This is a genomic window from Limibacillus sp. MBR-115 (assembly GCF_040549425.1).
GTDB classification, from domain to species: Bacteria; Pseudomonadota; Alphaproteobacteria; order Kiloniellales; family CECT-8803; genus Limibacillus; species Limibacillus halophilus.
On sequence record NZ_JBEPTJ010000007.1, the window covers coordinates 163606 to 188150 of the forward strand.

Consider the following 24545-nt stretch of genomic DNA (forward strand, 5'->3'; position numbering starts at 1 on the left):
ACGGTGATTGGCGCGGAACTTACGCGCGGGAGACCGGCAGGTCAAGAGGGCGGCTGGAGAGGCTGGCACGCGCCTGAAAGGGCGGCACCGCGCCGATAGCACAGGGCCCACCACGCGGTTACAAAATAATACCCTATTGTTCACCATTTTTCCTGGTTGATCAACTATATTCCTATCTTGCTTGTTGAAAAATAAAGGAATGTGGATCGCCATGCGTCTAACCGACCCCTCCCGGGTTGCGCGCCTGCGGCCAGAAGAGCAGATCGGACTCTTCGCCGAGGAGCAGCAACGCCTCTCCCCCATCAGTCCCTCCCAGATCGGCTTTCTGGAAGCGGGCGGCAAAAGCAAATTCGAACCCATGAGTCCGGCCGATCTCGGCTTCCGCATGACCGGCGCCGCACTCGATAGCGCCAAGCGCGCCGTGCGCGGCGAACAGGGTGGCAGCCAGGCCATGCAGCGCGCCTTTGAAGACAGCGGTTTCTCCTTCCAACCGGAAGCCGACGCTGGCGTCAGCGTGGCCTTTGACCCCGCGCGCGTCCAGGGCCGAAACACGACCGGCCCGCGCCCAACCTCCAACCCGGTCCGCCTCACGCCCCAGACTCAAGCCAAGACCCAGCAGGCCCCCCGGACGAAGGATGCCGGTGCGATTCAAGAGGCAAACGCCGCTCCGGGCGAAAAGCCTGGAGACAATCGCATTATCTGGCCCGAACTTGGACCCAACTTTTTCGGCGGCGGCGGTTTCAGCCGTCCCCGACCGAACCCTGAAAAGCCCAAAGCCCGACCGCCCATTCCTGTGCCAAACCCCGAAGAGGCTCCCGGCACCCAGATGCCCAGCCAATCCGAGGATGGAGAAGCACCGGAAGCCGAAACACCGGAGAATGGTCAAGAAACAGAAACGCCAGAAGAACGGGAAGAGCGTTGCACAGAAAGATTCAATAGGGAAAATCAATCATGCCGTAGGCTGGCAACGAGTGTTCAGAGGGCAAGGTGTTTCAGTCGGGCCGAAGCCCGATTAGGAGCATGTACAAGCAATAGTTCCATCGAACCACCCTTTGATTTGGAGTTTTTTAAATGAACACGATCTTCAGGTTAGATTGTTTCATTACCGACGGCTCTGGCAGCCATGAACCCTGTCGCATCGCTATCGCAAATCCACGAACTGGAGAGGATGGATTACAGGAAGTCAGTCTTGTTTGTGATCAGGCCTTCTTTGGCAAGATGCCGATTTACGCGGGCGACAGCGTCGCCGAAGCTGCAGCGCACGCAATTATGATTCTCCACAAACGCTTAAAAACAATGGGGTGTACATTGGTCGATGCATCCAACATGCCAGTAGAACTCCCGCGGCCGCAAGAATTCGACCCCGGCTATCCCACCGAGGAAGAACTAGCCAACCCAACTCAGCGCGATAAGGATAGCGATGCCTGAGGGCATCAAATACTTCCAGAATCCATGATCCGACCCCCGAAGAGGCTCCCGGCTCCCAGATGCCCAGCCAATCCGAGGACGGAGAAGTGCCTCCCGAAGAAACACCGGAAGAGCGGGAAAGAAGGCAAGAAAAGGCGGAACACATAAAAGAATGCGATAGGTTACGCGACCAACTTTTGGATGAATGCGAGTCGTTTCCAACCACTAGGTCAAAACGAGCCTGTAGAGGACAAGCCATGCTTGTTTACTCTGATTGCCTTGCCGAACGGGGTATGGACCCACCATTCAACAGGGGAATGTTCAAATGAGAATCGTAATGGAATACAAAGTTACGGGCGTAAGAAAAAAAGACGGATTGCGCTTTAACTGCACGATGGCGCTCTTTTCTCTCGGTTCAAACGATGCCGACGAAAGGCTTTACAGGATCGAGTGCCCTGCGCTTTTGACCTCACCAATTGAATTTGATGAAGACGGCGACCTCAGCGCTCACGCGAATTCCTGCATGATGCTGCAAGTGCTGTTAGAGAGATTTGGCATCTCATTGGAGGATAATACTGGCGCACCATTCCAATTGCCGTCTCCAGAATCTATCGATCCTAGTTTTCCAACTCGTGAAGAAAGAGCGCGTATCGTCAAGGAAGCCAATTACTTCCGCAAACCCTGAACCGTCGAATGTTTGATGGAACTGGATAATGACTACCAGGCTTGAGTTCAAAGGTTATTCGGTGGGGCAGGATAATGGCCGTTCCCCCTTAACCATCACGACGGGTGAACCTTTCGAGATCGATGCTGAACGGTTTGGCTGTGACCTTCTTTGCTCGCCTCTAATGACAAAACCCTATCTCGTCGAAGGCCACTGTGCAGAGGAGGCAGTGGCAGCAACAGTTCTTTGTGCTCAATCCTTCCTCAAAGGCATTGGGCAGCCTTTTGTTGACGCTTTGGGGCAACAGATAGAGCTCCCATCTCCCAGAGATTTCGACCCAACTTTCCCAATCGAAGAACCGGTCGGTCTGGACGAGGTCATCGAGGACGAATGAAAATTACTGGCTTCACCCTGGATGAGAATGACGAACGCAATAGCTTTTGCTTTGTATTGCGGCAGCCGGACGCTGAGGACGGTGTCAGTGCTTATGGCTTGATTGACTGTCAGCCTTACACGGGGAAAATCCCGATGCGCGTTATTGGGACGAGCAACGCACACAGGCTAGCACTGGCCTGTTGCTTCCTGCGTGAGGTCTTGCGGGGCAAAACGCTCTTTGATGAAGCGGGACATCGCTATCCGATGCCAAAACCACAGGACTTCGTACCCGATTGGCCCTCCGAGGAGGAGGTGGCCGAACTGGTCATAAAAACGAACGACTTTGGGCGTGGCCTATGACGCCGGTGGCATCCTCATCGCCGGTGTCTCTATGACAACCGCAAAATCGATTCATCTGGATTGCTTTGTTCGGACCCGATCTGGGCGTCGCCTTTCCTTTACCTTCCAGACCACCGTTCCTGAGCAGCTGGAAAACGGCGATTTTCGTTGCCATTTAATCTGCTATCGAATTTTTGGTGACTTCAAATGCCCTTGCACATACGAAACAGCAGAAGGCGCACTTGCCCTGGCCGCGGCGACGTTGCGCGCTTGCCTACGCACCCGCGCTTCCACTCTGGAAGACGCCGAGGGACAGCGCATTGAGCCACCACACCCCTGCGACTACGACCCTACCTACATCTGCTTTGATGACCTGCCGCCCAAAGAGCAGGCGGAAATCGACCAGGAGCTAGAAACCTTCTTCGACGACCTGGACCGGGAGTGGCAAGAGACCCGCCCACAGAGAGAAAAGAAGCCCGAGGAATGACCCGCGTGCAAATCACTGGCTTCACCGTTAGCGAGAATGGCGAACGTGCGCCGTTTCATCTGGTCATTGGGGAACCACAGGCGTATCCGGAAGAAGATCGTCGCGCCGGGCTGTGGGGTGCGTCGCTGGAATGCACGCTCACGCCGCCAGACTTCGATGTTGTCAGCGAGTGGCCCGACCACACTGTTGCCGTTGCCATCCAAATCGTCCTGGAACGCCTTGAAGACGAGAGGATGACGCTGGAGGACGACGAAGGCATGGCGATCACCCTACCCACACCTGAGAGCATTTTCCCGAAGTTCGTCGATTGATAGCAAGGTGATGCCGAGTACTAGCAGTAATTGTGAGGTATCTGCCGCTACTGCGGGTGGTGTCTGAAGCTTGCTTCCGCCAACCTTCCATCGAGCGAGAACATAGTTGATTTTTCTCGGCTTTAGGTTGAAAAACATTCGAGCGCCTTGGATTTACTTATAAGAGCCGTCAAATGAAACTGGTGCCGGACCCGCTAGAAATCGGTGAAAAAGAAGGATTCACAGATAAGAATGATCTTTTCGGTTATAGAGAATTTGGTCAGCAACTAGCCAATGTTGTCCAATCCAGTGATGGTCCGCTAGTCATCGTTCTTGATGGCCCATGGGGAAGTGGAAAATCCACATTTGCACAACAATGGGCAGGGTTGTTGAGGAACAGCAACACCCCTGTGATTGAATTTGATGCGTTTGCCAACGACCATTACAATGACGCGTTTCTAGCACTAACGATTGAGCTAAAACTTGCAGCGGACACGATATTAAAAAGGTCGCCGAAAGGCGCCAAGAAACTCGTTTCAAACTTCGCCAAGTCTGCCGTGCATGCCACCCTCGCACTCGCACCTATAGGCGTTGGCGCTGCAATAAAAGTGGCAACTGTTGGCATCCTAGATCAAAAATTAATCGAAGAGTCTAGCAAAACGATCAAAACCACTATTAAAGCGGCTAGTGACGAAATAGAGCGCAGCGCAATTGACGCTATCGAAAGTCGGCTTAAACAAGCATCTGATGAGCGTAGAATGATTCATCAGTTCAAGGATGATCTACACAGACTTGCAAGTGAACTTGGTTCAAATTCCGCTGCCTCATCCGAAACAGACAAGACTGATGTAGGACCTGATCGCCGAAAACATCCTTTAGTGATTATCGTCGATGAACTAGATCGCTGCCGCCCAAATTTCTCTCTCGATATGTTAGAAAAGATTAAGCATATTTTTTCCGTCAAGAATGTCGTCTTTCTCCTTATAACCCATATGCATCAACTGGAAGCATCTGTCAGGGGAGCCTATGGCAGTGATACTGACGCTCGTGCATATCTTGAGAAATTTTTCCACCTGAGGATTACATTACCTAGTCCAAGCGCAAAAGATTACGGTGACACCGCGGCAACACGCTACATTGATGCGATTTGGCAAAATCTCAATTTGGGCGAAGACACCCAAGATGATCTGGAATGCCGTAAGTTGCTCGATAAGATTGCACGAAAAAACTTACTCACTTTGAGGTCCATTGAGCGACTGGCGGGGCAAATTAGCCTAGCCAAAAGGGTTCTAAAGGGAACTAAACTATCGGTTCCTGATCTCTATGTACCGCTTTGCGCACTTCGTCATTTGGACCCTAGTAAGTTCAGGAAAGCTGAAACAGGTGAATTGAAGATTGAAGATATACAGAGCCTTTTGAATTCCGAAAGCCAAAAGTCTTTTACTAAATTTTGGCGGTTCCTTCTTTCGGGTTCTAAACAACATGGGGGCCTGACAGCTGAAGATGTAACACTTGGTTGGATAAAGCATTATTTTGGTCCTTTCGGACCATATGATAAAATTGTAATAGACGCAGCTAGAGCGATCAGCCGATTTAAATTAATTACTTAGTATTCTGAATATTTCTCAGTAAAAAAGTATGTCTACTTAATTGAGAAAAAATATACAATCTCTTTTTTGTCAAAGAACTTTCAAAACGGAAATTGCTTGATCGAATGATCGGCCCTCTAGATTGCGAAGAATTGCTAAAGCGCTGGCAATCGCTTTAGCCCGTTCGGGATCGTCATCGGTGAGCGCTGGCAGGAGATCGCCCGGTTCGACGTTCAGCGCGGCAGCCATTGCATAGAGAGTTGAGAGGTGGGGCATGATGTTACCCCGCTCGAACTCTGAGATCGTGCTGGCGGCCTTGTCGATACGCTCCGCCAATTCCTCCTGGGTCAAGCCCCTGGTTTTTCGTGTTTCGCGGATGCGTGCGCCGATGAGTGCTCCAAGTTCCATGAGGAACATCTTTCGGGCAGGCGACTCTATACTCCACCGAGTGATAATGGAGAATCCTCATGAATATTTCATTCACAGCTATAGTTTTCCATGAAATACTCATTTTGAAGCTGATTTATCCACTGCAATACACATAGAAAATGAGATTCTGGATTCCACTTCTCCTCCCCTTCCTCCTCGTCAGCATGGTAACGGCGTTGTCGGCGGAGGTTCTGCCGGGACCTGTCCCGGCGCGGGTGCTGAGAGTGATCGACGGGGATAGCCTCAAGGTCGAAGCGCGGCTTTGGCCCGGCTTGCGGATGACGGTCACTTTGCGGTTGGCCGGGATCGACGCCCCCGAGCAGAGACAACCCGAGGGACAAGCGGCGCGGGATTTCCTGGTCGATCTTCTGGCCACTAGTGACGGAAACATTGCGCTGTATGCCCTCAGACATGGCAAATATGCGGGCCGTATCGTCGGACAGGCGCGGCTGCCCGATGGGCGCGACCTGGGTTGTCTGCTGCTAGCAGCGGGCCATGCGCGGCCTTACCCGCACCGTTGAACGAGGGCTAACAAAGCCACGGTGTCGAAGACACGGGGATTTACTCAGTCGGGGCTTCGGCACTATATAGGCGACCATGACAGGCCGTCCTTTCATCAAAATGCACGGCCTGGGCAATGACTTCGTCATCATCGATGCCCGCAAGGAGCCTTTCGAGCCGACGCCCGCCCAGGCACGCGCCATCGCCGACCGCCATCGCGGCGTGGGCTGTGACCAGCTGATCGTGCTGGAGCCGCCGCGCGACCGGGCGGCGGACCTCTATATGCGCATCCTGAACGCCGACGCCTCGCCTTCGGGCGCCTGCGGCAACGCCACGCGCTGCGTCGGCCTGCTGCTGGCCCGCGAGACCGGGCGACCCGACAGCGTCATCGAAACCGATGCGGGTTTGCTGCGCGCCGAGGCCGCCTCGCCCGAGCGGGTGACGGTGGACATGGGCCCGGCGCGGCTGGGCTGGCGCGACATTCCGCTGGCCGAGGAACGCGACACCCTGAACCTGGGCATCGCCGAGGGGCCACTGTCCGACCCGGTCGGCGTCAGCATGGGCAACCCCCATGCGGTCTTCATCGTCGAGGACGGCATCGAGACCCTGCCCATCACCGCGGTCGGGCCGAAACTGGAGACTCATCCGCTGTTCCCCGAGCGCGCCAACATCGGCGTGATGCAAGCCGTGGGTCCGGATCGCCTGCGCCTGAGAGTCTGGGAACGCGGGTCGGGCCTGACGCTGGCTTGCGGGTCGGGCGCTTGCGCAGCCATGGTCGCCGCCGTGCGGCGCGGCCTGACGGGCCGCCGCGCGACCCTGTTGCTGGACGGCGGCACGCTGGAGATGGAGTGGCGCGAGGCCGACGGCCATGTGCTGATGACCGGCCCGACGGCCACGGCCTTTGCAGGCACCCTTGATCCGGCGCTGCTGGCGGCTGACGACAAAGCCATCAAGGGGGCAGCCGAATAGGCCCATGACGTCGAACGCAGCAAAATCCTCGGGCGCAAATCCCACGCAGATCCTGACCTTCGGGTGCCGCCTTAACGCCTATGAGTCCGAGGTGATGCGCGGCCATGCCGAGGCCTCGGGCCTGGGCGATGCGGTCATCGTCAATACCTGCGCGGTGACGCTGGAGGCAGAACGGCAGGCGCGTCAGGCGATCCGCCGCGCGCGCCGCGAGAACCCGCAGGCGCAGATCATCGTCACCGGCTGCTCGGCCCAGATCGACCCGGCGCGCTATGCCGCCATGCCGGAGGTCGATCGGGTGTTGGGCAATCTGGAGAAGCTGGAGCCGGATGCCTTCGGCCCGCAAGCGACCGAGCCGCTGCTGGTCAGCGACATCATGCAGGCGCGCGAAACCGCGAGCCACCTGATCGAGGGCTTCGAGGGCCACACCCGCGCCTTCATCCAGGTGCAGCAGGGCTGCGACCACCGCTGCACCTTCTGCATCATCCCCTTTGGGCGCGGCAACAACCGCTCGGTGCCGATGGGCGAGATCGTGCGGCAGATTCAGCTGCTGGTGGAAAACGGCGTGGCCGAAGTGGTTTTCACCGGCGTCGACATCACCGGCTACGGCCAGGACCTGCCGGGCCAGCCGACACTCGGCCAGCTCTGCCGTCGCCTGTTGGCCAACGTACCGGACCTTAAACGCTTGCGGCTCTCCTCGGTCGATCCGGTCGAGTTGGACCCGGATATCCTGCGCCTTCTGGCGGAAGAGCCGCGCTTCATGCCGCATCTCCACCTGTCGCTGCAGGCGGGCGATGACATGATCCTGAAGCGCATGAAGCGCCGCCATCTGGCGCGCGACGTGGAGCGGGTCTGCGCCGAAGCGCGCGCGGCGCGGCCGGACGTGGTTTTCGGCGCCGACATCATCGCCGGTTTCCCGACTGAAACCGAGGCGATGTTCGCCAATTCGCTGCGCATCGTGGAGGCCTGCGACGTGACCTGGCTGCACGTCTTCCCCTATTCCGAGCGCCCCGGCACACCCGCCGCGCGCATGCCTCAGGTAGCCAAGCCGCTGCGCAAGGAGCGGGCCCTGCGTTTGCGCGAACTTGGCGAGCGTCAGGTGAAGCGCTTCCTCGACAGCCGCATCGGCAGCGAGGCCAGCGTGCTGATCGAAAAGGACGGTCTTGGGCGCAGCGAACACTTCGCGCCGGTTGCGATGACCGGCCCTCTGGGCAAAAGGGTCGGCGGCATCGTTGCGGCCCGCATCACCGCCCGCAACGGACAGCAACTTGAAGGGAAAGCCGCGTGAGCGAAGTGGGGGCCGAGAAGAAGGGCGGATGGTTTTCAAAACTAACGTCGGGACTGAAGCGATCCTCCAGCAAGCTGGGCGACGGCATCACCGGCATTTTCACCAAGCGCAAGCTCGATGACGATGCGCTGGAACAGCTTGAAGAGCTGTTGATCCAAGGCGATCTGGGCGTGGCGACCGCCGCCAAGGTGACGGCGGAGTTGGCACGCACCCGCTTCGACAAGGAAGTGAGCCCGGAGGAGGTACGCAGCGCCCTGGCCGAGCAGATCGCCGGGATTCTGGAGCCGGTCGCCCGCCCTCTGGTTCCCGACCCCACCCACAAGCCGCACGTCGTGCTGGTGGTCGGCGTCAACGGCTCGGGCAAAACCACGACCATCGGCAAGCTGGCAACGCTCTACCGCAAGGACGGCAAGCGCGTGATCCTGGCGGCGGGGGACACCTTCCGCGCCGCGGCGGTCGAGCAGCTGCAAATCTGGGGTCAACGGACCGGCTGTCCGGTCGTGGCGCGCCAGACCGGCGCCGACGCCGCAGGCTTGGCATTCGATGCCCTGAAACAGGCGAGAGAAGAGGCCGCAGACCTGTTGCTGATCGACACGGCCGGTCGGCTCCACAACAAGACAGACCTGATGGCCGAACTACAGAAGGTGATCCGTGTCCTGCGGAAGATCGACGAGAGCGCGCCGCACGAGGTGTTGCTGGTGTTGGACGCCACCACAGGGCAAAACGCGCTGCTGCAGGTTGCGACCTTCAAGGAACTGGTGGAGGTCAGCGGCCTTGTGGTGACCAAGCTGGACGGCAGCGCCCGCGGCGGCGTCCTGGTCGCATTGGCCGAGAAATTCGCGTTGCCGGTCCACGCCGTGGGCGTCGGTGAGAGCGCTGATGACCTGCGGCCCTTCGAGGCGCGCGCCTTTGCCCGCGCACTCCTCGGCTTGCCCGCCTGAACGGCGCGAGCGCCCTGGCGATGAGTGAATCAAGCATCGATCTCACGACAATCTACCTTTTGGTGCTGTTGGCGGCGGTCATGCACGCCACCTGGAACGCCATCGTGAAATCCGGCGGCGACAAGCTGGTCGTCCAGGCGCTGGTCATCTTCTCCCATGCACCCTTCGTGGCCCTGGCTTTACCGTTCCTGCCCGTGCCGCCGTGGGAATCCTTCGGCTTCATTGCCGCATCGACCGCGATCCACAGCATTTACTACTGGGCGCTGATCAACGCCTACAAGCTGGGCGACCTCAGTCAGGTCTACCCCATCGCGCGCGGCTCCGCGCCGCTGTTGGTGGCGGTCGGCGGTTTCCTGCTGGTCGGCGAGAGTCTGAGCCCGTTGGAGATGGTGGGGCTGTTCATCCTGTCCATCGGTCTCATTTCCCTGGCCTGGCGGTTCGGCGATCCTCTGGCCGGGGATCGGCGGCCGGTCTATCTGGCCTTGCTGACGGGTCTTACCATCGGCGGATACTCCCTGGTCGACGGCATGGGCGGACGCAGCGCGGAAACCGCGATCAGCTATATTGCCTGGCTTTTCGCATTGGAGCACTTTCCCCTGACGCTCTATGCGCTGCACCGACGCAAGTGGCAGCTCTCGGCCTTCCGCCCCTATTGGAAGCGCGGACTTTTTGGCGGCATCATCTCCGGCTTGGCCTACGGCATCGTCATCTGGGCGATGAGCGTGGCCCCCATGGCTCATGTGGTAGCGCTCCGGGAAACCTCGGTCGTCATCGCCGCAGGGATCGGCGCGCTTCTGCTGGGCGAGGGCTTTGGCCCACGGCGGATGGCGGCTGCTCTGCTGGTAGCCGTTGGCGCGGTCTTGCTGCGGGTGGCGGGCTCTCTCTAAGCCGTTACCGACCGCGTCTACTTTTTAAGGTATAATTCAACCGAGAGCGAACCGGAGACCGGAGGCGCGGCGCCCATGCGGATCTTACGGACTTGTGGACTGGCTTGCTTATTGCTCCTGGTTGATCCGGGCAGCTCTCTCTCGGCCGAAGCCTACGACCCCATACTCAGCGGCAAGGTTACCGGCGTCGTCGACGCCAACACGCTCCAGTTCGCCGAGCGGCGGGTTCAGCTTGCCGGCATCCTGCCACCAACCCGCGGGCGGCCGGAGCACGGGCAGGCGCAAGACCTGCTGCACAGTTTGACGCAAGGTGAATACGTCTGGTGCCTGCTAATTCAGGAGGAGGGCCCGGAGCCGCTTCGCGGTTTTTGCTACGTGCGCGGGGGCCTCGACCTTGCAGACGTACTTGTCAGGCGCGGGTTGGGACGTGACTGCCCACGCTTTTCGGGCGGGCGTTACTATCTGATGGAAACCAAGAACGCGCGGCGCTCCATGAACATGCCGGACGGTTGTTTCTGATCGGCTCATTCAAGACAAAGGCGGGGGCAGCTATGAAGGTTTCTGCTCGCGCTTCAGGCTCCATTTGACGACGCTCTTCTTCCCAGAGAGCGGCGCCCGGATCACGATCTGCTCACATTGCCGGGGTGGGCCTTCACCCGAACCGCTGTAAAGACTCGGCTCCAAAGTCAACTCTCCGCCCGTCTGCCGAAACCGCCAACCACCACCGCGTTTCAGGCGGAGCAATACGTTACCCCCCTGCAACTGAGTCGCGGCCACGTCGGGGTGCAGATGAAAGCGCAAGACGGCGGTATCGGCGTTCGGGCGGCTTTGCCGGCCGGGCAAAGCCGCCACACGATCTTCGCCGCGCAGGTCATCGCCTCCAGACGCCAGAAAAAGCCGCCGCTGGTGCAAAAGACCCAGGCGCTTGGCGTAACCGTCATGACTCATTTCGAGCCAGACATTTCCTTCGGACTCCTCGCGACGGCAACTCACGTCGCCGGGCCGATAACCCAAGCCCCCACCCGACAGAACAACACTGGAGTTTATGTCGTTGATCGAAAGGGTCGAATGGGCGGCGGTCCCGCGCAGCAGTTGGTTCAGATCGGTATGATTGGCATGGCCGCCGCAATTCACAATCAAATGCTCGCGCCCGACGCTCATCTCGAAGGAAAGCGTGCCGGCGTGCGCTTGCTCGTCGAAGCCCGGCGGCGGCGGCGCGGCACCATCAACCAGCAGAAGACTACGGCCCGATTGCAAGCGATGGAATCCTGCCTGTGGCGCGGCTCTGGCATTGGATCGACCCGCCGAGGCGGCCGACTTGCCCCGCATTGCCGAGCGCTGGAGCAGGAGATCGATGTACCAGGATTCCTCTTCGCGGCTGCCATTGAAAAGAGCCAGCGTCCCATCACCGTGGCGCAGGGATTTCAGGAGTGGCGCAACACGCAGCATCGCCTGCTCCAGTTCCTCAGGCGCAGGCTCCTCCGCCGCGGAATAAAGCGCCCTGAGGTCAATAAGATCACGCAGCATCCCGGCTAAACGGGACGGGCAGCGCTCTATCTGTCCGCCATCGTCGGATATCTGCCGGCGCAGCTCACGCAACAGCAAAGTTTCGCCCCGCACCCGCAAAGCCTTGCCCCCCGGTAGGCAAAAAGCCGCGAACAATATCGCTTTTATCGCCGCCAGCAGATCAACGCCGACCAGTCCGGCGGGTAGCTGCCGCTGCAGGCAACGCGCTTGGCGGCCCAAGGACTCGATCAGCGCACTCTGCAAGGCCGGTTCCGCAGTTGCGGCAAAGTATTCGTACTGCGTCAGGCAGGCGAGAATGCGCCGGGCCAGAACCGAAGGTTCCCAAGCGGGCGCGCTCCAAAGTTCGCCGTAACGCTCCAACCAGTCCCGGGTCAGGTCACGCGCCAGCCGTCGAGCCCCGTCGCCACCCGCTGATCGCAGGTCGCGCAGCCAGGAAAAGCCATGCAGCGCGGCCAGCCACGCGTCGCTTGCGCCGGCAGGCTCCCAAAGGGGTTCAGGTAAATCGATCGTGCGACCCGCGAAGCGAAACTGCCCTTGCAACAGATCGCGTCCGCGCGCCGCCTCACCGGGCCAGCTGTCGCCAGGCTGTAAAACCAACGCGGTACCGCGACAGGCCGGCAGGGGCATTTGAGGCAGAGGTAAGCGGCAGCGAAGGCGCTCCAGCGCATAGCGTAAACGCATCAAACGATGCGACAACGGTAGAGAGCGCCGCCTCTCAATCATCGAGCGCTTCTTGTCGGGGGTTTCGTGCGTACCCGCTGTGGGATCGATGGAGGCCACCGCTTGCCTCGAGTCTAGCTCTGGCGGCCCGTGACGGCCCCCCGCAAAGCGGCGATGTTGCCTGCATAGGCTTCGGGTCCACCCTGAAATGTCGCCGTGCCTGCCACTAGCACGTCAGCGCCGGCAGCGATGGCTTGAGCGGCGGTTTCCGGATTGATCCCACCATCGACCTGCAAGTCTATCGCCCGCCCGCTGTCGTCTATCAGAGCCCTCAAGGTGCGCAGCTTATCCAACGCACCGGGAATGAACTTCTGCCCGCCGAAACCCGGATTGACGCTCATCACCAAAACCAAGTCCACGAGGTCGAGCAGCGGCTCCACGGCCGCCGCGGGCGTTCCGGGATTGAGCGACAGACCGGCTTTCTTACCCAGCGAGCGGATAAGTTGCAGCGTCCGATGGACATGCGGCCCGGCTTCTGGGTGCACGGTGATGATGTCGGCGCCTGCTTTGGCGAAGGCTTCAACGTATGGATCGACCGGCGAGATCATCAGATGAACGTCAAACACCTTGGTCGAATGGGCACGCAACGCTTCAACGACGTTAGGACCAATGGTTATGTTCGGAACAAAATGCCCGTCCATCACATCGACATGAACGTAGTCGGCACCGGCAGCATCGATCGCGCGAACCTCTTCGCCAAGCTTGGCGAAATCGGCGGAAAGGATCGAAGGGGCGATACGGACCGGCTGCTGCATGATCTTGTTCCTAACAACTTGGTTCGATGACGGCAAGGCCGCGGGTTGGAATGATCAATACCCGATTGTCAACGCACCCGGACGGCGTGGGTCGGACGCACCGGTGATACCGTCCTCGGTAACCATGATGGACTGCGTCGATCCCATCGTCGGCTTGACGACCACATCATGGCCGCGCGCGCGCAAAAGCGCCATGGTGTCGGGGGATAGACCTGGCTCCACCCGCAGTTCGTCCGGCCACCACTGATGGTGTACGCGCGGTGCGGCCGTCGCCTCGGCGATGTTCATCTCGTGATCGATCACATTGAGCAGGACTTGCAGGGTCGTGGTGATGATACGGCTGCCCCCCGGACTGCCCGTCGCCAACCAGGGCCGCCCATCCTTGAAGACCAAAGTCGGCGTCATCGAAGACAACGGTCGTTTTCCGGGTTCTATGGCGTTGGCTTCACCGCCAAGCAGCCCATAGGCGTTTGGTATGCCCGGTTTGGCGGAAAAATCATCCATCTCGTTGTTGAGCAGTATGCCGGTGCCCTCAACCATGATGCCGCTGCCGTAACTGAAATTGATCGTGTAGGTGTTGGAGACAAGGTTTCCCGCCCTGTCCATTACCGAGTAATGGGTTGTCTCGTTGCTTTCGTATGGCAAGGGATTTCCGGGCAACACCTCCTCGGAAGGCCGCGCTTTAAAGCTGTCGATGGTCTCCCGCAGCGACTCCGCATAGGTTTTCGAGATAAGACCGGCAACCGGCACATCGCTATAGTCCGGATCCCCCAAGTACTTGCTGCGGTCGGCGTAGGCCAGCCGCATTGCTTCGGCCATAAGGTGAATTGTCAGCGCTGAATTGCTGCCCAGTTCGCCAATCGGGTACCCTTCCAGAATGTTCAGCATCTGCACAAGATGAACGCCGCCCGACGAAGGCGGTGGCATGGAAGCGATCTCGTAGCCCCGATAGGTACCGCGCACAGGGTCACGGAAAATGGCCTTGTAGGCACGCAGATCCGCGGGCGTGATCAGGCCGCCGTGACGTTCCATTTCAGCCGTGATCAGCCGGGCAACTTCGCCGCCATAAAAGGCCTCAGGCCCCTGCTCGGCGATCAGGCTTAAACTATGGGCAAGATCGCTCTGGATCAGGCGGTCTCCGGGCTCGTAGGGCCTGCCATCTGCCTTGAAGAAGACCTTCGCGGCCGCTGGAAACTGCTGCAGCCGCTCGGCAGACTGCTTCAAGGAATCAGACAAATCCTGGCTGACCAGGATGCCCTCCGCGGCGAGGCGGATGGCGGGCGTCATGACTTGAGCAAGACTCATCGTGCCGTAGCGTTCCAGTGCCGCCGCCATGCCAGCCACCGTACCCGGGACACCTGCCGACTGATGGCTGAACCGGGAGCGCTTCTCGTCCACTTCACCTTCGGCATCCAGGAACAGGTCGCGCGTGGCCGCTGCCGGCGCCATTTCCCGATAATCCAGCGCTACGGTTTCGCCCGTTCCGGCATGATGGATCATCATAAAACCGCCGCCGCCTAGGTTTCCCGCCCGTGGCAGCGTCACTGCCAAAGCGAACCCGACCGCGACGGCAGCATCGACGGCATTGCCGCCATCACGCAATATCTGACGCCCGACCTCGCTGGCCAGGGCTTCTTGCGTCGCCACCATGCCGTTGGCGGCCAGGACCGGGTGGAAACGATCGAGATAGGACAGGATGGCCTGGCCTTGCGCGCCCGCAACGGATGGAAAAGTTACGAGGAACAGCAAAAGAGCTACTGTGATGCGCCTAACCATGCCTACCTCCGGAATCTCAGATCTGTCGAGGCGATAGCATGGCAGTCGCTTGCCAAGGGGCGCAACCCTGCCGCCCTTCGTGCTAGCATTTCGTTCAAAGCCGGCGACGAACCACGTGATCCAGGACCAGAAATGAACGAGAACGATGTTGATAACGAGCTTGCCGCAATGGCCCCGGGACATCGCCTGGCGCGCGGTGTCGGACGAGCGCTCACTGACCTGGGGTGGTCCTGCTTGTTCGAAGTCGTTTTAAAAACCGGACGCCGGGTGGATATCATGGCCCTGGACGAAAAAGGCCGCATTGCCGTTGTCGAAATCAAATCCTCGCTCGCAGACTTCCGAAGCGACGGAAAATGGCAGGAATATCTTGAGTTTTGCGACCTGTTCTTTTTCGCGGTACCCGAGGATTTCCCCCGCGATGTCCTGCCCGATGAACCGGGTCTAATCATCGCCGACCGCTACACAGCAGCCGTCATTCGCGAGGCGCCGGAAACTTCCCTGGCGCCCGCTCGCCGCAAAGCGCTCACTTTGCGTTTTGCGCGCACTGCCGGGCAACGTCTGTTGCAGGCCCTCGATCCGCGCGGCGGGATTTGATCGGGCTGATGTGTTCAAGGGGCTTGCCCTGAATGCCTACCCACCCCCACATGAGGGGAGCTAGTAAAGCCCGATGAGGACCGTTTAAATGCCCCTAAAACCCACCCCGATGCCTGCTCTCTTTGTCTCGCATGGCTCACCAATGCTGGCCGTGGAGAAAGACGCCCCCGGCCACCGCTTCCTGGAAGGTCTTGCTGCATCGCTGCCCCGGCCCGAGGGTATTCTTGTCATCTCAGCCCACTGGGAAACCGACAAAGCCGCCGTCAGCCTGGCGACGGCACCCGACACGATTCACGATTTTTATGGCTTTCCGCGGCAGCTTTACGAATTGACTTATCCGGCTGCAGGTTCCCCTTCCTTGGCCCAGCGGACCGCAGACTTGCTCAAGGCGGGTGGTCTTCCGACAACGCTGGACGAAAGCCGCGGGCTCGACCACGGCGCCTGGGTACCACTGCTTCTGGCCTATCCGGAAGCCGATATCCCGGTAACTCAGCTATCGGTTCAGACCCACAAGGGCCCTGCCCACCACCGTGCGTTGGGACGTCTCCTGGCGCCGCTACGCGACGAAGGCATTCTGATTCTCGGTTCAGGTAGTCTGACCCACGACCTCGGCAGCTTTCGCGGCCAAGCCCCCGATGCACCGGTACCCGCTTGGGTTTCCGATTTCGCCGACTGGATGGCCGAACGGGTAACATCAGGCGACAACGATGCAATCGAGGACTACCGCGAGAAAGCTCCGCATGCCGCTCGCAATCACCCGACCGAAGAGCACCTTCTGCCGCTTCATGTCGCTTTGGGCGCCGGAGAAGGACCAACGGGAAAAACGCACGGTGAAGTCCTGCATCGTTCCTATGACCGGGCCATTCTGGCCCTGGATGCCTACGCCTTCGGGTAACCGTGCTTTGTGCCCGGCATCTCGGAAGAATGAACCTGGATGTAATGCCGGGCAGTCCCCTCCAGCGCCAGGGCCGTCAGCGTTCCGCTATAGACCGCACCGGTATCAATCCCAATGCGGTTTGGGCGCTCGACAGGCTCGTTGTCCGGTGTATGCCCATGGACGACGATGCGGCCAAAATTCTGTGAAGACTTGAGGAATGCATCCCGTACCCAAAGCATGTCTTCGCGGCGTTGTGCCGGCAGGCTGACTCCAGGCCGCAGTCCGGCATGAACAAAAAGAAAATCACCTTCTTCATGCGTGAGTTTGAGATTCTCCAGGAACACCAGATGGCTGCCCGGTATCCTGGCTCTTAGCTCCGAACGCAGTGTTTCCAGCGCACCCTCCGCCTCCAGCCCCGTTAAGTCCAGACCATAGCTGATCAGGGTTTGTTTGCCGCCGTTAAGTAGCCAAAGAAGCGCGCGCTCCTCGCTGCCGTACAGGAACTGCAACAGCATCTCTTCGTGGTTGCCGAGCAGATAGGCCGCCTCAAACCCGGGTGGTGGGCCTGCGACCAGGTGATCCAGAACCGATGCGGAATCAGGGCCGCGATCTATGTAGTCACCCAGGTAAACAATGATTTTCGACGTGCTGGCCTTGCCGGAGGCGTCGGCAACGATTTTGCTCTCAAGAGATAAAAGCAGGTCCAGGCAGCCATGGCAGTCACCGATGGCATAGACCAAGCGACCGCTCGGTGCGGCCGCAAGGCCGGTCGCAAGATTTGGTCTGCCGGCTTGCGTCACTTGTCCCTCCCGTTGATGACGGGATGCACCCTAGCGCAAGATTAAAACGGCATTATGACGATAAAACGACGGTGCTGCGGTGACCACTTTTTCAGCAGTCCGAACTCAGTCGCGCGGCGCGTACTTCGCCAGGATCCGCTGCAACGTGCGTCGGTGCATGCGCAAGCGGCGTGCGGTTTCCGAAACGTTACGGCCGCAAAGTTCGTAGACCCGCTGGATATGTTCCCAACGAACACGGTCCGCGCTCATGGGGTTCTCGGGCGGCGGCGGCAGTCCCTCCTCGCCCGCCAGCAGCGTTGCTTCAACTTGGTCCGCATCCGCCGGCTTCGGGAGATAATCCACTGCGCCGACCTTCACGGCCGCCACGGCGGTCGCGATGTTGCCGTAACCTGTCAGCACCACAACGCGGGCGTTCTCCCGCGCGTCGTGAAGGGCCTGGACCACATCGAGCCCGCTCCCGTCCTGCAGCCGCAAATCGACAACTGCGAAAGCGGGGGGATGATACCTTGCAATGCGCACACCTTCCGAAACGCTGGTCGCAATGCTCACGATAAAGCCGCGTCGCTCCATGGCCCTGGCAAGGCGCTGCGCGAACCGATCATCATCGTCGCAGATCAGCAGGCTCCGTTCGACGCCAGCCTGCGCTGTCTCGAAGGAGGTGGAAAGGTCAATGTGAAGGGCGGAACTATCTTCGTTCATCAATCATGATTCCCCGTAGCCATCTGGTCCGACTCTTCTAATGTGGCACGATCCCAGCGAATCTCAACTATCCCTCCCCCCTCGGGATGATTGCCGAAAAGCAGACGAGCACCTGTTCTGGCCAACAAGGCATGCGTGATAAAAATACCCAACCCCATGGGCTGGGAGGCTGTATTGCGACGTTTCCGACCCTCGCCGACATACGGCTGGCCGAGCCGTTCCAGCACCGCCGGATTGAAGCCCGGTCCATCGTCATGGATGATCAGCACGACCGTCTCGGAATCCCAGCTGATTTCCACTTCGACCAGACTTTCTGCGAATTGCAGGCCATTCTGAAGGAGCAAGCCGAGGCCTTGAAGCAGGACCGCCGTGCGTGGCACCTCGGGCTGATCGAGGTCCGTTTGCCCGGTCGGCGGATTACAAGTCACGAGTAACTTTTTTCCTTCCAACCGGTAGGGTGTTGCAGCCGCTTCGATCAGCCCTTCAAGCGGCAGTCGGTGAAAAGGAGAACCTCCGTCGGAGTCCGGACGGGCGACCAACTGCGCTAATATGTCGCGGCAACGATCGCTTTCTTCCTTTAGTAAACGGAGGTCGTCGGCCCAGGCGCTGTCCTTCCCAACCTCGTTCTGCAATTCCTTGGCTACCACCGCGATGGTGCCAAGCGGCGTGCCCAGCTCATGGGCGGCGGCGGCGGCCAACGCGCCGACGGCTGAAAGTTGCTGCTCCCTGGCCAACGCGAGATCAGAAGCGCGCAAAGCGGCCGACATACGACTCGCCTCCGATGCCATGGAATAGACGTAGGCGGCGATGAACAGGATCGTGATGACCAGCGATGCCCACAGGCCCCACAAGTAAAGCGGTCCGAAGGTCAAGCCCAACCTGTCCCATGACAGGGGAATATAATAAACGGCAAGCAGGGTGACACAGACCAGACCCAAGCCTGCCAAAGCCAGTGTGCTAACCCGCGAAAGCAAGGAGGCCGACACCGTGATCGGCGCCATGATAAGGATCGAGAACGGATTGGTAAGGCCGCCCGTCAGGGCCAGGAGCACTGCAAGCTGTAAGAGGTCGTATCCCAGGTAGACTGCGGCTTCCCGGTCCCCCAACCACAGGCCGCGGGGCCGATATTCAAGGATCAGAAGGTTGAGCGCGACGGAGACCGCAACGACCAGTAACGACGGAACCAACGGAAGCGGTAGCCCCAGGCCCCAATGCGCGGCAGCCAAGGCGACAGCCTGCCCGGCGACGGCGATCCAGCGTATCGTCACCAGGGTTCGCAGCCTCACCCGGCTGGAGCCTGGGCCGCCGGGTTCGAACAAGACAATGCCTTGCCGCTTCTTCTCTCCGAGCCTGATGCCGTCCTCAGCCATCGCAAATCTCAGTTGTCACGGCTACGACGGCTTACTGCGGCTTGATCGAAAGTCGCCATGCCGTTGTGGCAGGCGACAGCAGCTTTCAGCAGCAGGAACGCCAGCGTCGCGCCAGAGCCTTCGCCCAAGCGCATGTCGAGGTCGAGAAGGGGTGCTTTACCCAATTCCTCCACTAGACGCCCGTGGGCATGTTCTGCCGAGCGATGCGCGACCAGACAGTGATTGAGGCCGCCCGGTACCAGTTTATGGACGATCGCAGCGGCCGCCGTGCTGACGAAGCCATCAAGCAGGATCGGCGTGCGCGCCAAGCGTGCCGCCAGGATAGCCCCGACGATGGCAGCCAACTCTTGCCCGCCAAGCGCGCAAAGAATGCTCAATGGGTCGCTCAACCGGTCGCGATTGACCGCTACAGCCTGTTCCACCAACGCTGTTTTCCGCTTTAGACCCGCATCGTCCAGGCCGGTCCCGCGCCCGACCCAGTCGCCTGCCGCGCCGCCAAACAGCGCAAGGCAAACCGCCGAGGCCGCGGTGGTGTTGCCGATGCCCATCTCGCCAAGCGCCATAGCATCGAACCCCTCTTCAACTGCCATCAAACCATAGGCAATTGCCCGCGCGCAGTCGTCTTCGAGCATCGCTGGGCCTTCGCTGATATCACCGGTCGGCTTTTCCAAAGCCATCTCGTAGACCCGCAGATCGGCATCGGCGACACTACAGAGCTGGTTCACAGCCGCGCCACCGTGCACGAAATTCTGGACCATCTGCTGCGTTACTTCCTGGGGATAGGCTGAAACGCCCTTCGCCGCTATTCCGTGATTGGCGACAAACACCGCGGTGCGGGGCCGCTCCATACCCGGGCTCGCACGCCCCTGCCAACGCGCCAACCAGACGGCAATTTCCTCCAGTCGCCCCAGCGAACCACTCGGTTTCGTCAACTGTTCCTGCCGGGCGAGCGCCAGATCGGCCGCCGCCTCGTCGGGTCCCGGCAGCTCTTTGAGCAAAGCCCGTATCTCATCGAAGCTGACGGGTGGTTGATTCGGACTCATAGGGTCTCCTCCAAGTTCTGCGACAGAAGATGACTTGCCGCAGGCGCTGGCCAGTGATACTCGCCACTAGAGCGCAAGGACAAGCCTTTCCGACGTGGGTGCACTCCCCGCGGTCATGTTTAGGAGGCACCCTTCAAGGATGACGGGTAAGGAGCAAGTTGGACACATGCGGCAAACCGAAGCGGCCTTACGCGCCTTTTTATCCGACTGGCTTTGCGACCTGAAGCTCTCCATCATTTTCTTCACCCGGATCCCCTTAGCGCAGCCTGGTGAGATCACGCCGGAAGCTATGACCCGCGCCTTGCGCGCCGCGCCGCTGGTCGGTGGCCTCGTCGGCATGATCGCTGCCGGCGCTGGAGTTCTTGGTTGGACCCTGGGCCTTCCGCCTCTCGTTTGCGGCCTTCTTGCGGTTGGCGCGAGCATGCTGCTCACCGGCTGCCTCCACGAAGACGGCTTGACCGACGTAGCCGATGGCTTCGGAGGCGCCTTCCAAAGGGACCGCAAGCTGGAGATCATGAAGGACAGCCGCACCGGCACCTATGGCGCCGCGGCCCTGTTCCTATCCATCGGCCTACGTGCTGCTGCTCTTTCCGTGCTCATACCGGCGGGCATTGCTTGGGTCGCCCTGCCTCTGGCACATGCTGCTTCGCGCGCCCTGATTCCGGGTATCATGGCGGTTACACCCCAGGCGCGCAGCAGTGGCCTCGGCGCCTACCACCTGGAACCCGAAAGGCGGGTTGTCGTCGCCGCATTGATCCTTGGCGCACTCGTGACACTCGTCTTGGCTGGGTTTGGAAATGCTTTGATATTGCTGTCGCTTGCGGCCACTGCGGCGGCAGCGATGCGCACCCTCGCCCTGCGGCAGATCGGCGGCTATACCGGCGACGTCCTTGGCGCAACGCAACAGGTCGGCGAGATCACCTTGCTCCTTGGCCTGACAGTCCTTATGTCGTGAGGCTGCAATGACGAAGACACGGAAAAAGACGAAATGAGCAACGCGACACATTGGTGGTGGATTCGCCATGCACCGGTTACCTGCAACGACGGGCGTATTTATGGACAAACCGATCACCCCGCTGACTGCAGCGAAACTGCGCCCTTCAAAGGACTGGCCCAGTTGCTGCCGCAAGACGCGCTCTGGATCACGAGCAACCTTCGGCGCACGCGCGACACCATGGAAGCCGTCGCTCCATACCGCAGCTCGCCGCTGCCCGTCGCTGAGGTCGTGGCATCCTTCGCGGAACAGCATTTTGGTGACTGGCAGGGATTGCGCCATGATGAGCTGCGTACCCGTCCTGAGCGCGAAGCCCACCGCTTCTGGCTGGCTCCAGCCGCCACTTGCCCGCCGGGCGGCGAATCCTTCGTCGATCTCATGAACCGTGTATCGGCTGCGATTACCGACCTTTCACGCCAACATAGCGGCAGACATATCGTGGTGTTTGCCCATGGCGGCACGATCCGCGCCGCCCTCGCCTTGGCTTTGGGACTAGACCCGGAGCGGGCTTTGGGTTTCACCATCGAAAACTGTTCGCTTACACGAATCGAGCACTGGGCCGAAGGGGAGACTGGACCCGAGTCCTGGCGCGTCGTTACCACCAATCACGACCCTCGCGGATACGCAAACGGCGTCAAGCAGTTCTGAGATAACTCAGGAAGGAGCACTAACAATGCCGCAGAATCCTTTGGCACGGGCCGCGATCATCTTTGGAGCAGGGTTGGCGATCCTGGCGCTCGGCATCGCGTCGTATCTCTACCTGCAGCCCAAGCCCGCGATCAATCAGGCGCAGTTCGATTCTAACGCAACCGGTGCGCAAGGCAGCTACGGCGGCCCCTTCACCTTGACCAACGATGACGGCGCCAGGGTGACAAACGATACCTATGCTGGGCGCTATCTGCTTATCTACTTCGGTTACACCTTCTGCCCCGACGTCTGCCCGACCAGTCTATCGGTCATGACGCAGGCTTTGGATCGCCTGGAATCGGAAGCGCCAAAGAAAGCAGCCGCCATTCAGCCCCTGTTCATCACGGTTGACCCCGAGCGCGACACGGTCGAGGTGCTGAACACCTACGTTGATTTCTTTCACCCACGCCTTGTCGGCCTAACCGGCAGTTCGGAGGAGATCGCAGGTGTAACCGCCGACTACCGCATCTATGCCAAGAAGGTAACCGAGGAAGGGGCGAGCGACTATCTGATGGACCATACCAGCGCCTTCGTTTTTCTCGACCCTCAAGGCCGCTTCATTCGACTATTCACCCATGGCACCAGCGCGCAGGAAATGGCCGATGCCCTGGCGGAGGTCGTGAAGAACTGATTCCGGCACTTCGAATGAAGCCGTGTAAGAACAAGCTTCGGATAGAAGTCTCAATGCCAAAGCCGCTATGGGATGGAGTACGGATTTTGTGCTTCAATCATACGAGGAAACCTTGGCAATGTCGGGACAGCAGCGAATGAAGAATGAGAATCGCGGGCTGGCAGCGGTACGGGCAGCGGCGATGCTGATAGATGAGCGCACTGAAGAGGGCGTCAGCTTGGCGGAGTTGGCCGAAGCCGTGGCCCTGTCGCCTTGGCATCTGCAACGGCTTTTCAAGAAACACATGGGGATCAGCCCACGGGAATATCAGGACGCCAAGCGAGGCGAGCGCCTGCGCAACGAGCTGCGCCAGGGTGCGGGCGTGGCCGGAGCAACTTATGGGGCCGGCTATGGCTCCTCCAGCCGCGTCTATGAGCGCGCGGCACAGCACCTCGGCATGACGCCCGCATCCTACGCACAGGGCGGCAAGGGCGCCGAAATCGTTTACACACTGGCCGACTGCCCCTTTGGGCGGCTGCTGGTTGCGGCCACGGCCAAGGGCGTCTGCTTCCTGGCCTTTGGTAAGGACCGGACCTTGGAAAGCGAACTGCATGCCGAGTTTCCGGCGGCGGCGAGGATCGAGCGGGACGACGCCTTGCTGGCACCCGCAGTTAACGACATCCTGGAATACCTCGCGGGCTCCCTACCACATGTGGACCTGCCATTGGACTTGCGGGCAACGGCTTTTCAGCGCCGGGTCTGGCAGGAATTGCTGGCAATTCCTGCGGGCGAAACCAGAACTTACCGGGAGATTGCCGAGCGCCTGGGCCTGCCCCAGGGGCAACGTGCCGTTGGCCGCGCCTGCGCGACGAACCCGGTATCCCTGTTGATCCCCTGTCATCGCGCCTTGCGCACCGACGGCGGTCTGGGGGGCTACCGTTGGGGCCTGCCGCGAAAAGAGGCGTTGCTGGATTTGGAGAAGCGCCTGACCGCCAAAGCTTAGGGGCTTGCCAAGTCCGGCACGGGTTTTCAAGTTAAGCCATGTTGTGGAAATCCAGCCTGCCCGAGTCGCTTGAGATCGACGGCCGTCGTTTGACGCTCAAAGTGCGCCGGGATACCCGGGCCCGGCGCTTGATCTTGCGGGTCGATCCCGCCGACGGCGGCGTTGCCCTTACGATTCCCAGAGGAACCAGCAACCGAACGGCAATTGATTTTCTGGAACGGCACGAAGGCTGGATCGCCGGGCGCCTGCATAAGCTTCCGCCTCTCACTCCCTTCACGCACGGCGCGGCGATCCCCATTCTGGGAGACCTGCATAGAATAGAGCATCGTCCTGACGCACGCGGCGGGGTATGGCGTGAGGAGCAGGTGGTGTTCGTCACCGGAAAGCCGGAGCATCTGCAACGCCGCCTGACCGACTATCTCAAGGGGGAGGCAAGAAAGGTATGCCGTACAAGGTCGGAAGCACTGGCGGGCAAAATCGGTGAAAAGGTGACGCGGGTCACGGTCCGCGATACGCGTAGTCGCTGGGGGTCCTGCTCAACCAGCGGCGCTCTGTCCTTCTCCTGGCGGCTGATCATGGCGCCGGAAGCGGTGCTGGATTACGTTATCGCTCACGAGGTGGCCCATCTGCGCCATCACGATCATTCACCCAGCTTTTGGCGGTTGGTCTCGGAGTTGGTGCCGGACCATCAGGCACAACGCCGCTGGCTAAAGCGCGAGGGCTCATTGCTCTGGCGGTTCGGTTAAAGCAAAAGGGGCCGCGGTGATACACCACAGCCCCTCGCCATTTTTCGAGACTTGGGTAACAGGCTTTAGAAGCCCATGCCACCCATGCCGCCCATGCCGCCCATGTCGGGCATGCCGCCGCCGGCTTCCTTCTTCTCCGGCTTCTCCGCCACCATCGCTTCGGTGGTGATCAGGAGACCGG

Annotated in this window: 29 protein-coding genes; 21 read left to right on the top strand and 8 right to left on the bottom strand. The window is 60.0% G+C overall.

Features of this window, described 5'->3' with window-relative positions:
• Nucleotides 1–211 precede the first annotated feature (211 nt).
• The 8 genes from ABIE63_RS14520 to ABIE63_RS14555 all read left to right on the top strand — a co-directional run bounded on the left by ABIE63_RS14520 (nt 212) and on the right by ABIE63_RS14555 (nt 5172).
• Nucleotides 212–1075 (top strand): hypothetical protein, encoded by an 864-nt coding sequence (locus tag ABIE63_RS14520; protein ID WP_354505268.1) that lies wholly within the window; start codon nt 212–214, stop codon nt 1073–1075.
• Nucleotides 1072–1428 (top strand): hypothetical protein, encoded by a 357-nt coding sequence (locus ABIE63_RS14525; RefSeq protein ID WP_354505270.1) that lies wholly within the window; start codon nt 1072–1074, stop codon nt 1426–1428. The genes ABIE63_RS14520 and ABIE63_RS14525 overlap by 4 nt, the downstream gene beginning before the upstream one ends.
• Nucleotides 1429–1744: 316 nt before the next feature.
• A complete protein-coding gene (locus ABIE63_RS14530) occupies nt 1745–2092 on the top strand; it encodes a hypothetical protein (protein WP_354505272.1) in 348 nt (115 codons plus the stop codon).
• A 28-nt stretch (nt 2093–2120) separates the two neighbouring features.
• Nucleotides 2121–2465 (top strand): hypothetical protein, encoded by a 345-nt coding sequence (locus tag ABIE63_RS14535; RefSeq protein WP_354505274.1) that lies wholly within the window; start codon nt 2121–2123, stop codon nt 2463–2465.
• Nucleotides 2462–2806: a hypothetical protein gene (locus tag ABIE63_RS14540; protein WP_354505276.1), complete on the top strand. Its 345-nt coding sequence runs from the start codon at nt 2462–2464 to the stop codon at nt 2804–2806. Before ABIE63_RS14535 ends, ABIE63_RS14540 begins: the two co-directional genes overlap by 4 nt.
• The gene (locus tag ABIE63_RS14545) at nt 2796–3272 is read left to right on the top strand and encodes a hypothetical protein (protein ID WP_354505278.1); all 477 of its coding nucleotides are present in this window, start codon (nt 2796–2798) and stop codon (nt 3270–3272) included. Before ABIE63_RS14540 ends, ABIE63_RS14545 begins: the two co-directional genes overlap by 11 nt.
• Entirely contained in the window at nt 3269–3583 is a 315-nt protein-coding gene (locus ABIE63_RS14550) for a hypothetical protein (protein ID WP_183417283.1), read from the top strand. Before ABIE63_RS14545 ends, ABIE63_RS14550 begins: the two co-directional genes overlap by 4 nt.
• Before the next feature lie 173 nt (nt 3584–3756).
• Entirely contained in the window at nt 3757–5172 is a 1416-nt protein-coding gene (locus ABIE63_RS14555) for a P-loop NTPase fold protein (RefSeq protein WP_354505280.1), read from the top strand.
• 69 nt (nt 5173–5241) lie between these two features.
• Here ABIE63_RS14555 and ABIE63_RS14560 read toward each other — a convergent pair whose 3' ends face one another.
• Entirely contained in the window at nt 5242–5559 is a 318-nt protein-coding gene (locus ABIE63_RS14560) for a helix-turn-helix transcriptional regulator (RefSeq protein WP_354505282.1), read from the bottom strand.
• 140 nt (nt 5560–5699) lie between these two features.
• On the opposite strand from ABIE63_RS14560, the gene ABIE63_RS14565 reads away from it, so the two are divergent.
• The 6 genes from ABIE63_RS14565 (at nt 5700) to ABIE63_RS14590 (ending at nt 10682) form a co-directional block, all read left to right on the top strand.
• On the top strand, nt 5700–6101 hold the full coding sequence (locus ABIE63_RS14565; protein ID WP_354505284.1) for a thermonuclease family protein: 402 nt from the start codon (nt 5700–5702) through the stop codon (nt 6099–6101).
• A 76-nt stretch (nt 6102–6177) separates the two neighbouring features.
• Complete coding sequence (dapF, locus tag ABIE63_RS14570; protein WP_354505286.1) at nt 6178–7050, top strand: diaminopimelate epimerase; 873 nt, start codon at nt 6178–6180, stop codon at nt 7048–7050.
• A 4-nt stretch (nt 7051–7054) separates the two neighbouring features.
• Nucleotides 7055–8335 carry a tRNA (N(6)-L-threonylcarbamoyladenosine(37)-C(2))-methylthiotransferase MtaB gene (mtaB, locus tag ABIE63_RS14575; protein WP_354505288.1) on the top strand — a complete coding sequence of 427 codons (1281 nt, stop codon included), beginning with the start codon at nt 7055–7057 and terminating at the stop codon, nt 8333–8335.
• On the top strand, nt 8332–9276 hold the full coding sequence (gene ftsY, locus ABIE63_RS14580) for a signal recognition particle-docking protein FtsY (protein WP_354505290.1): 945 nt from the start codon (nt 8332–8334) through the stop codon (nt 9274–9276). Before mtaB ends, ftsY begins: the two co-directional genes overlap by 4 nt.
• A gap of 20 nt (nt 9277–9296) precedes the next feature.
• Nucleotides 9297–10163, top strand: a complete 867-nt coding sequence (locus tag ABIE63_RS14585) for an EamA family transporter (RefSeq protein ID WP_354505292.1) — start codon at nt 9297–9299, stop codon at nt 10161–10163.
• Between the two features lie 75 nt (nt 10164–10238).
• Nucleotides 10239–10682, top strand: coding sequence for a hypothetical protein (locus ABIE63_RS14590; protein WP_354505294.1), 444 nt, complete (start codon nt 10239–10241; stop codon nt 10680–10682).
• A gap of 30 nt (nt 10683–10712) precedes the next feature.
• On the opposite strand, the gene ABIE63_RS14595 is transcribed toward ABIE63_RS14590, so the two are convergent.
• From ABIE63_RS14595 to ggt, 3 genes are read right to left on the bottom strand one after another with little or no spacing between them, the layout of a single operon-like run.
• Nucleotides 10713–12470: a heparinase II/III family protein gene (locus tag ABIE63_RS14595; RefSeq protein ID WP_354505296.1), complete on the bottom strand. Its 1758-nt coding sequence runs from the start codon at nt 12468–12470 to the stop codon at nt 10713–10715.
• Between the two features lie 14 nt (nt 12471–12484).
• Complete coding sequence (rpe, locus tag ABIE63_RS14600; RefSeq protein WP_354505298.1) at nt 12485–13165, bottom strand: ribulose-phosphate 3-epimerase; 681 nt, start codon at nt 13163–13165, stop codon at nt 12485–12487.
• A 54-nt stretch (nt 13166–13219) separates the two neighbouring features.
• The gene (gene ggt, locus ABIE63_RS14605; RefSeq protein WP_354505300.1) at nt 13220–14941 is read right to left on the bottom strand and encodes a gamma-glutamyltransferase; all 1722 of its coding nucleotides are present in this window, start codon (nt 14939–14941) and stop codon (nt 13220–13222) included.
• A 132-nt stretch (nt 14942–15073) separates the two neighbouring features.
• On the opposite strand from ggt, the gene ABIE63_RS14610 reads away from it, so the two are divergent.
• Together ABIE63_RS14610 and ABIE63_RS14615 are read left to right on the top strand one after the other, a co-directional pair.
• A complete protein-coding gene (locus tag ABIE63_RS14610) occupies nt 15074–15535 on the top strand; it encodes an MmcB family DNA repair protein (RefSeq protein WP_354505302.1) in 462 nt (153 codons plus the stop codon).
• 88 nt (nt 15536–15623) lie between these two features.
• On the top strand, nt 15624–16430 hold the full coding sequence (locus tag ABIE63_RS14615; protein WP_354505304.1) for a class III extradiol ring-cleavage dioxygenase: 807 nt from the start codon (nt 15624–15626) through the stop codon (nt 16428–16430).
• Here ABIE63_RS14615 and ABIE63_RS14620 read toward each other — a convergent pair.
• The 4 genes from ABIE63_RS14620 to cobT form a co-directional block, all read right to left on the bottom strand.
• Nucleotides 16415–17212, bottom strand: a complete 798-nt coding sequence (locus ABIE63_RS14620; RefSeq protein ID WP_354505306.1) for a metallophosphoesterase family protein — start codon at nt 17210–17212, stop codon at nt 16415–16417. The two genes, ABIE63_RS14615 and ABIE63_RS14620, sit on opposite strands and share 16 nt — an antisense overlap.
• 105 nt (nt 17213–17317) lie before the next feature.
• A complete protein-coding gene (locus ABIE63_RS14625) occupies nt 17318–17911 on the bottom strand; it encodes an ActR/PrrA/RegA family redox response regulator transcription factor (protein ID WP_354505308.1) in 594 nt (197 codons plus the stop codon).
• The gene (locus ABIE63_RS14630) at nt 17911–19281 is read right to left on the bottom strand and encodes an ActS/PrrB/RegB family redox-sensitive histidine kinase (protein WP_354505310.1); all 1371 of its coding nucleotides are present in this window, start codon (nt 19279–19281) and stop codon (nt 17911–17913) included. Before ABIE63_RS14630 ends, ABIE63_RS14625 begins: the two co-directional genes overlap by 1 nt.
• 8 nt (nt 19282–19289) lie before the next feature.
• The gene (gene cobT, locus ABIE63_RS14635; RefSeq protein WP_354505312.1) at nt 19290–20324 is read right to left on the bottom strand and encodes a nicotinate-nucleotide--dimethylbenzimidazole phosphoribosyltransferase; all 1035 of its coding nucleotides are present in this window, start codon (nt 20322–20324) and stop codon (nt 19290–19292) included.
• Between the two features lie 139 nt (nt 20325–20463).
• Here cobT and cobS point away from each other — a divergent pair, with 139 nt between their 5' ends.
• The 5 genes from cobS to ABIE63_RS14660 all read left to right on the top strand — a co-directional run bounded on the left by cobS (nt 20464) and on the right by ABIE63_RS14660 (nt 24364).
• Nucleotides 20464–21279, top strand: a complete 816-nt coding sequence (cobS, locus tag ABIE63_RS14640) for an adenosylcobinamide-GDP ribazoletransferase (protein ID WP_354505314.1) — start codon at nt 20464–20466, stop codon at nt 21277–21279.
• Between the two features lie 33 nt (nt 21280–21312).
• Nucleotides 21313–21966 carry a histidine phosphatase family protein gene (locus ABIE63_RS14645; protein ID WP_354505316.1) on the top strand — a complete coding sequence of 218 codons (654 nt, stop codon included), beginning with the start codon at nt 21313–21315 and terminating at the stop codon, nt 21964–21966.
• A 25-nt stretch (nt 21967–21991) separates the two neighbouring features.
• Nucleotides 21992–22636, top strand: a complete 645-nt coding sequence (locus tag ABIE63_RS14650) for an SCO family protein (RefSeq protein WP_354505318.1) — start codon at nt 21992–21994, stop codon at nt 22634–22636.
• Between the two features lie 118 nt (nt 22637–22754).
• Nucleotides 22755–23618: a methylated-DNA--[protein]-cysteine S-methyltransferase gene (locus ABIE63_RS14655; protein WP_354505320.1), complete on the top strand. Its 864-nt coding sequence runs from the start codon at nt 22755–22757 to the stop codon at nt 23616–23618.
• 38 nt (nt 23619–23656) lie between these two features.
• Entirely contained in the window at nt 23657–24364 is a 708-nt protein-coding gene (locus tag ABIE63_RS14660; protein WP_354505323.1) for a SprT family zinc-dependent metalloprotease, read from the top strand.
• The last annotated feature ends 181 nt before the right edge of the window (nt 24365–24545 follow it).

Bases quoted from the DNA above. Each gene is read 5' to 3' on its own strand.
- rpe (WP_354505298.1), bottom strand. From the start codon at position 13,165: ATGCAGCAGCCGGTCCGTATCGCCCCTTCGATCCTTTCCGCCGATTTC.
- ABIE63_RS14530 (WP_354505272.1), top strand. From the start codon at position 1,745: ATGGAATACAAAGTTACGGGCGTAAGAAAAAAAGACGGATTGCGCTTT.
- cobS (WP_354505314.1), top strand. From the start codon at position 20,464: ATGACGGGTAAGGAGCAAGTTGGACACATGCGGCAAACCGAAGCGGCC.
- ABIE63_RS14590 (WP_354505294.1), top strand. From the start codon at position 10,239: ATGCGGATCTTACGGACTTGTGGACTGGCTTGCTTATTGCTCCTGGTT.
- ABIE63_RS14650 (WP_354505318.1), top strand. From the start codon at position 21,992: ATGCCGCAGAATCCTTTGGCACGGGCCGCGATCATCTTTGGAGCAGGG.
- ABIE63_RS14585 (WP_354505292.1), top strand. From the start codon at position 9,297: ATGAGTGAATCAAGCATCGATCTCACGACAATCTACCTTTTGGTGCTG.
- ABIE63_RS14615 (WP_354505304.1), top strand. From the start codon at position 15,624: ATGCCCCTAAAACCCACCCCGATGCCTGCTCTCTTTGTCTCGCATGGC.
- ABIE63_RS14520 (WP_354505268.1), top strand. From the start codon at position 212: ATGCGTCTAACCGACCCCTCCCGGGTTGCGCGCCTGCGGCCAGAAGAG.
- ggt (WP_354505300.1), bottom strand. From the start codon at position 14,941: ATGGTTAGGCGCATCACAGTAGCTCTTTTGCTGTTCCTCGTAACTTTT.
- ABIE63_RS14565 (WP_354505284.1), top strand. From the start codon at position 5,700: ATGAGATTCTGGATTCCACTTCTCCTCCCCTTCCTCCTCGTCAGCATG.
- ABIE63_RS14555 (WP_354505280.1), top strand. From the start codon at position 3,757: ATGAAACTGGTGCCGGACCCGCTAGAAATCGGTGAAAAAGAAGGATTC.
- ABIE63_RS14645 (WP_354505316.1), top strand. From the start codon at position 21,313: ATGAGCAACGCGACACATTGGTGGTGGATTCGCCATGCACCGGTTACC.
- ABIE63_RS14550 (WP_183417283.1), top strand. From the start codon at position 3,269: ATGACCCGCGTGCAAATCACTGGCTTCACCGTTAGCGAGAATGGCGAA.
- ABIE63_RS14660 (WP_354505323.1), top strand. From the start codon at position 23,657: ATGTTGTGGAAATCCAGCCTGCCCGAGTCGCTTGAGATCGACGGCCGT.
- ABIE63_RS14525 (WP_354505270.1), top strand. From the start codon at position 1,072: ATGAACACGATCTTCAGGTTAGATTGTTTCATTACCGACGGCTCTGGC.
- ABIE63_RS14655 (WP_354505320.1), top strand. From the start codon at position 22,755: ATGTCGGGACAGCAGCGAATGAAGAATGAGAATCGCGGGCTGGCAGCG.
- mtaB (WP_354505288.1), top strand. From the start codon at position 7,055: ATGACGTCGAACGCAGCAAAATCCTCGGGCGCAAATCCCACGCAGATC.
- ABIE63_RS14630 (WP_354505310.1), bottom strand. From the start codon at position 19,281: ATGGCTGAGGACGGCATCAGGCTCGGAGAGAAGAAGCGGCAAGGCATT.
- ABIE63_RS14540 (WP_354505276.1), top strand. From the start codon at position 2,462: ATGAAAATTACTGGCTTCACCCTGGATGAGAATGACGAACGCAATAGC.
- ABIE63_RS14560 (WP_354505282.1), bottom strand. From the start codon at position 5,559: ATGGAACTTGGAGCACTCATCGGCGCACGCATCCGCGAAACACGAAAA.
- cobT (WP_354505312.1), bottom strand. From the start codon at position 20,324: ATGAGTCCGAATCAACCACCCGTCAGCTTCGATGAGATACGGGCTTTG.
- ABIE63_RS14625 (WP_354505308.1), bottom strand. From the start codon at position 17,911: ATGAACGAAGATAGTTCCGCCCTTCACATTGACCTTTCCACCTCCTTC.
- ABIE63_RS14535 (WP_354505274.1), top strand. From the start codon at position 2,121: ATGACTACCAGGCTTGAGTTCAAAGGTTATTCGGTGGGGCAGGATAAT.
- dapF (WP_354505286.1), top strand. From the start codon at position 6,178: ATGACAGGCCGTCCTTTCATCAAAATGCACGGCCTGGGCAATGACTTC.
- ABIE63_RS14610 (WP_354505302.1), top strand. From the start codon at position 15,074: ATGAACGAGAACGATGTTGATAACGAGCTTGCCGCAATGGCCCCGGGA.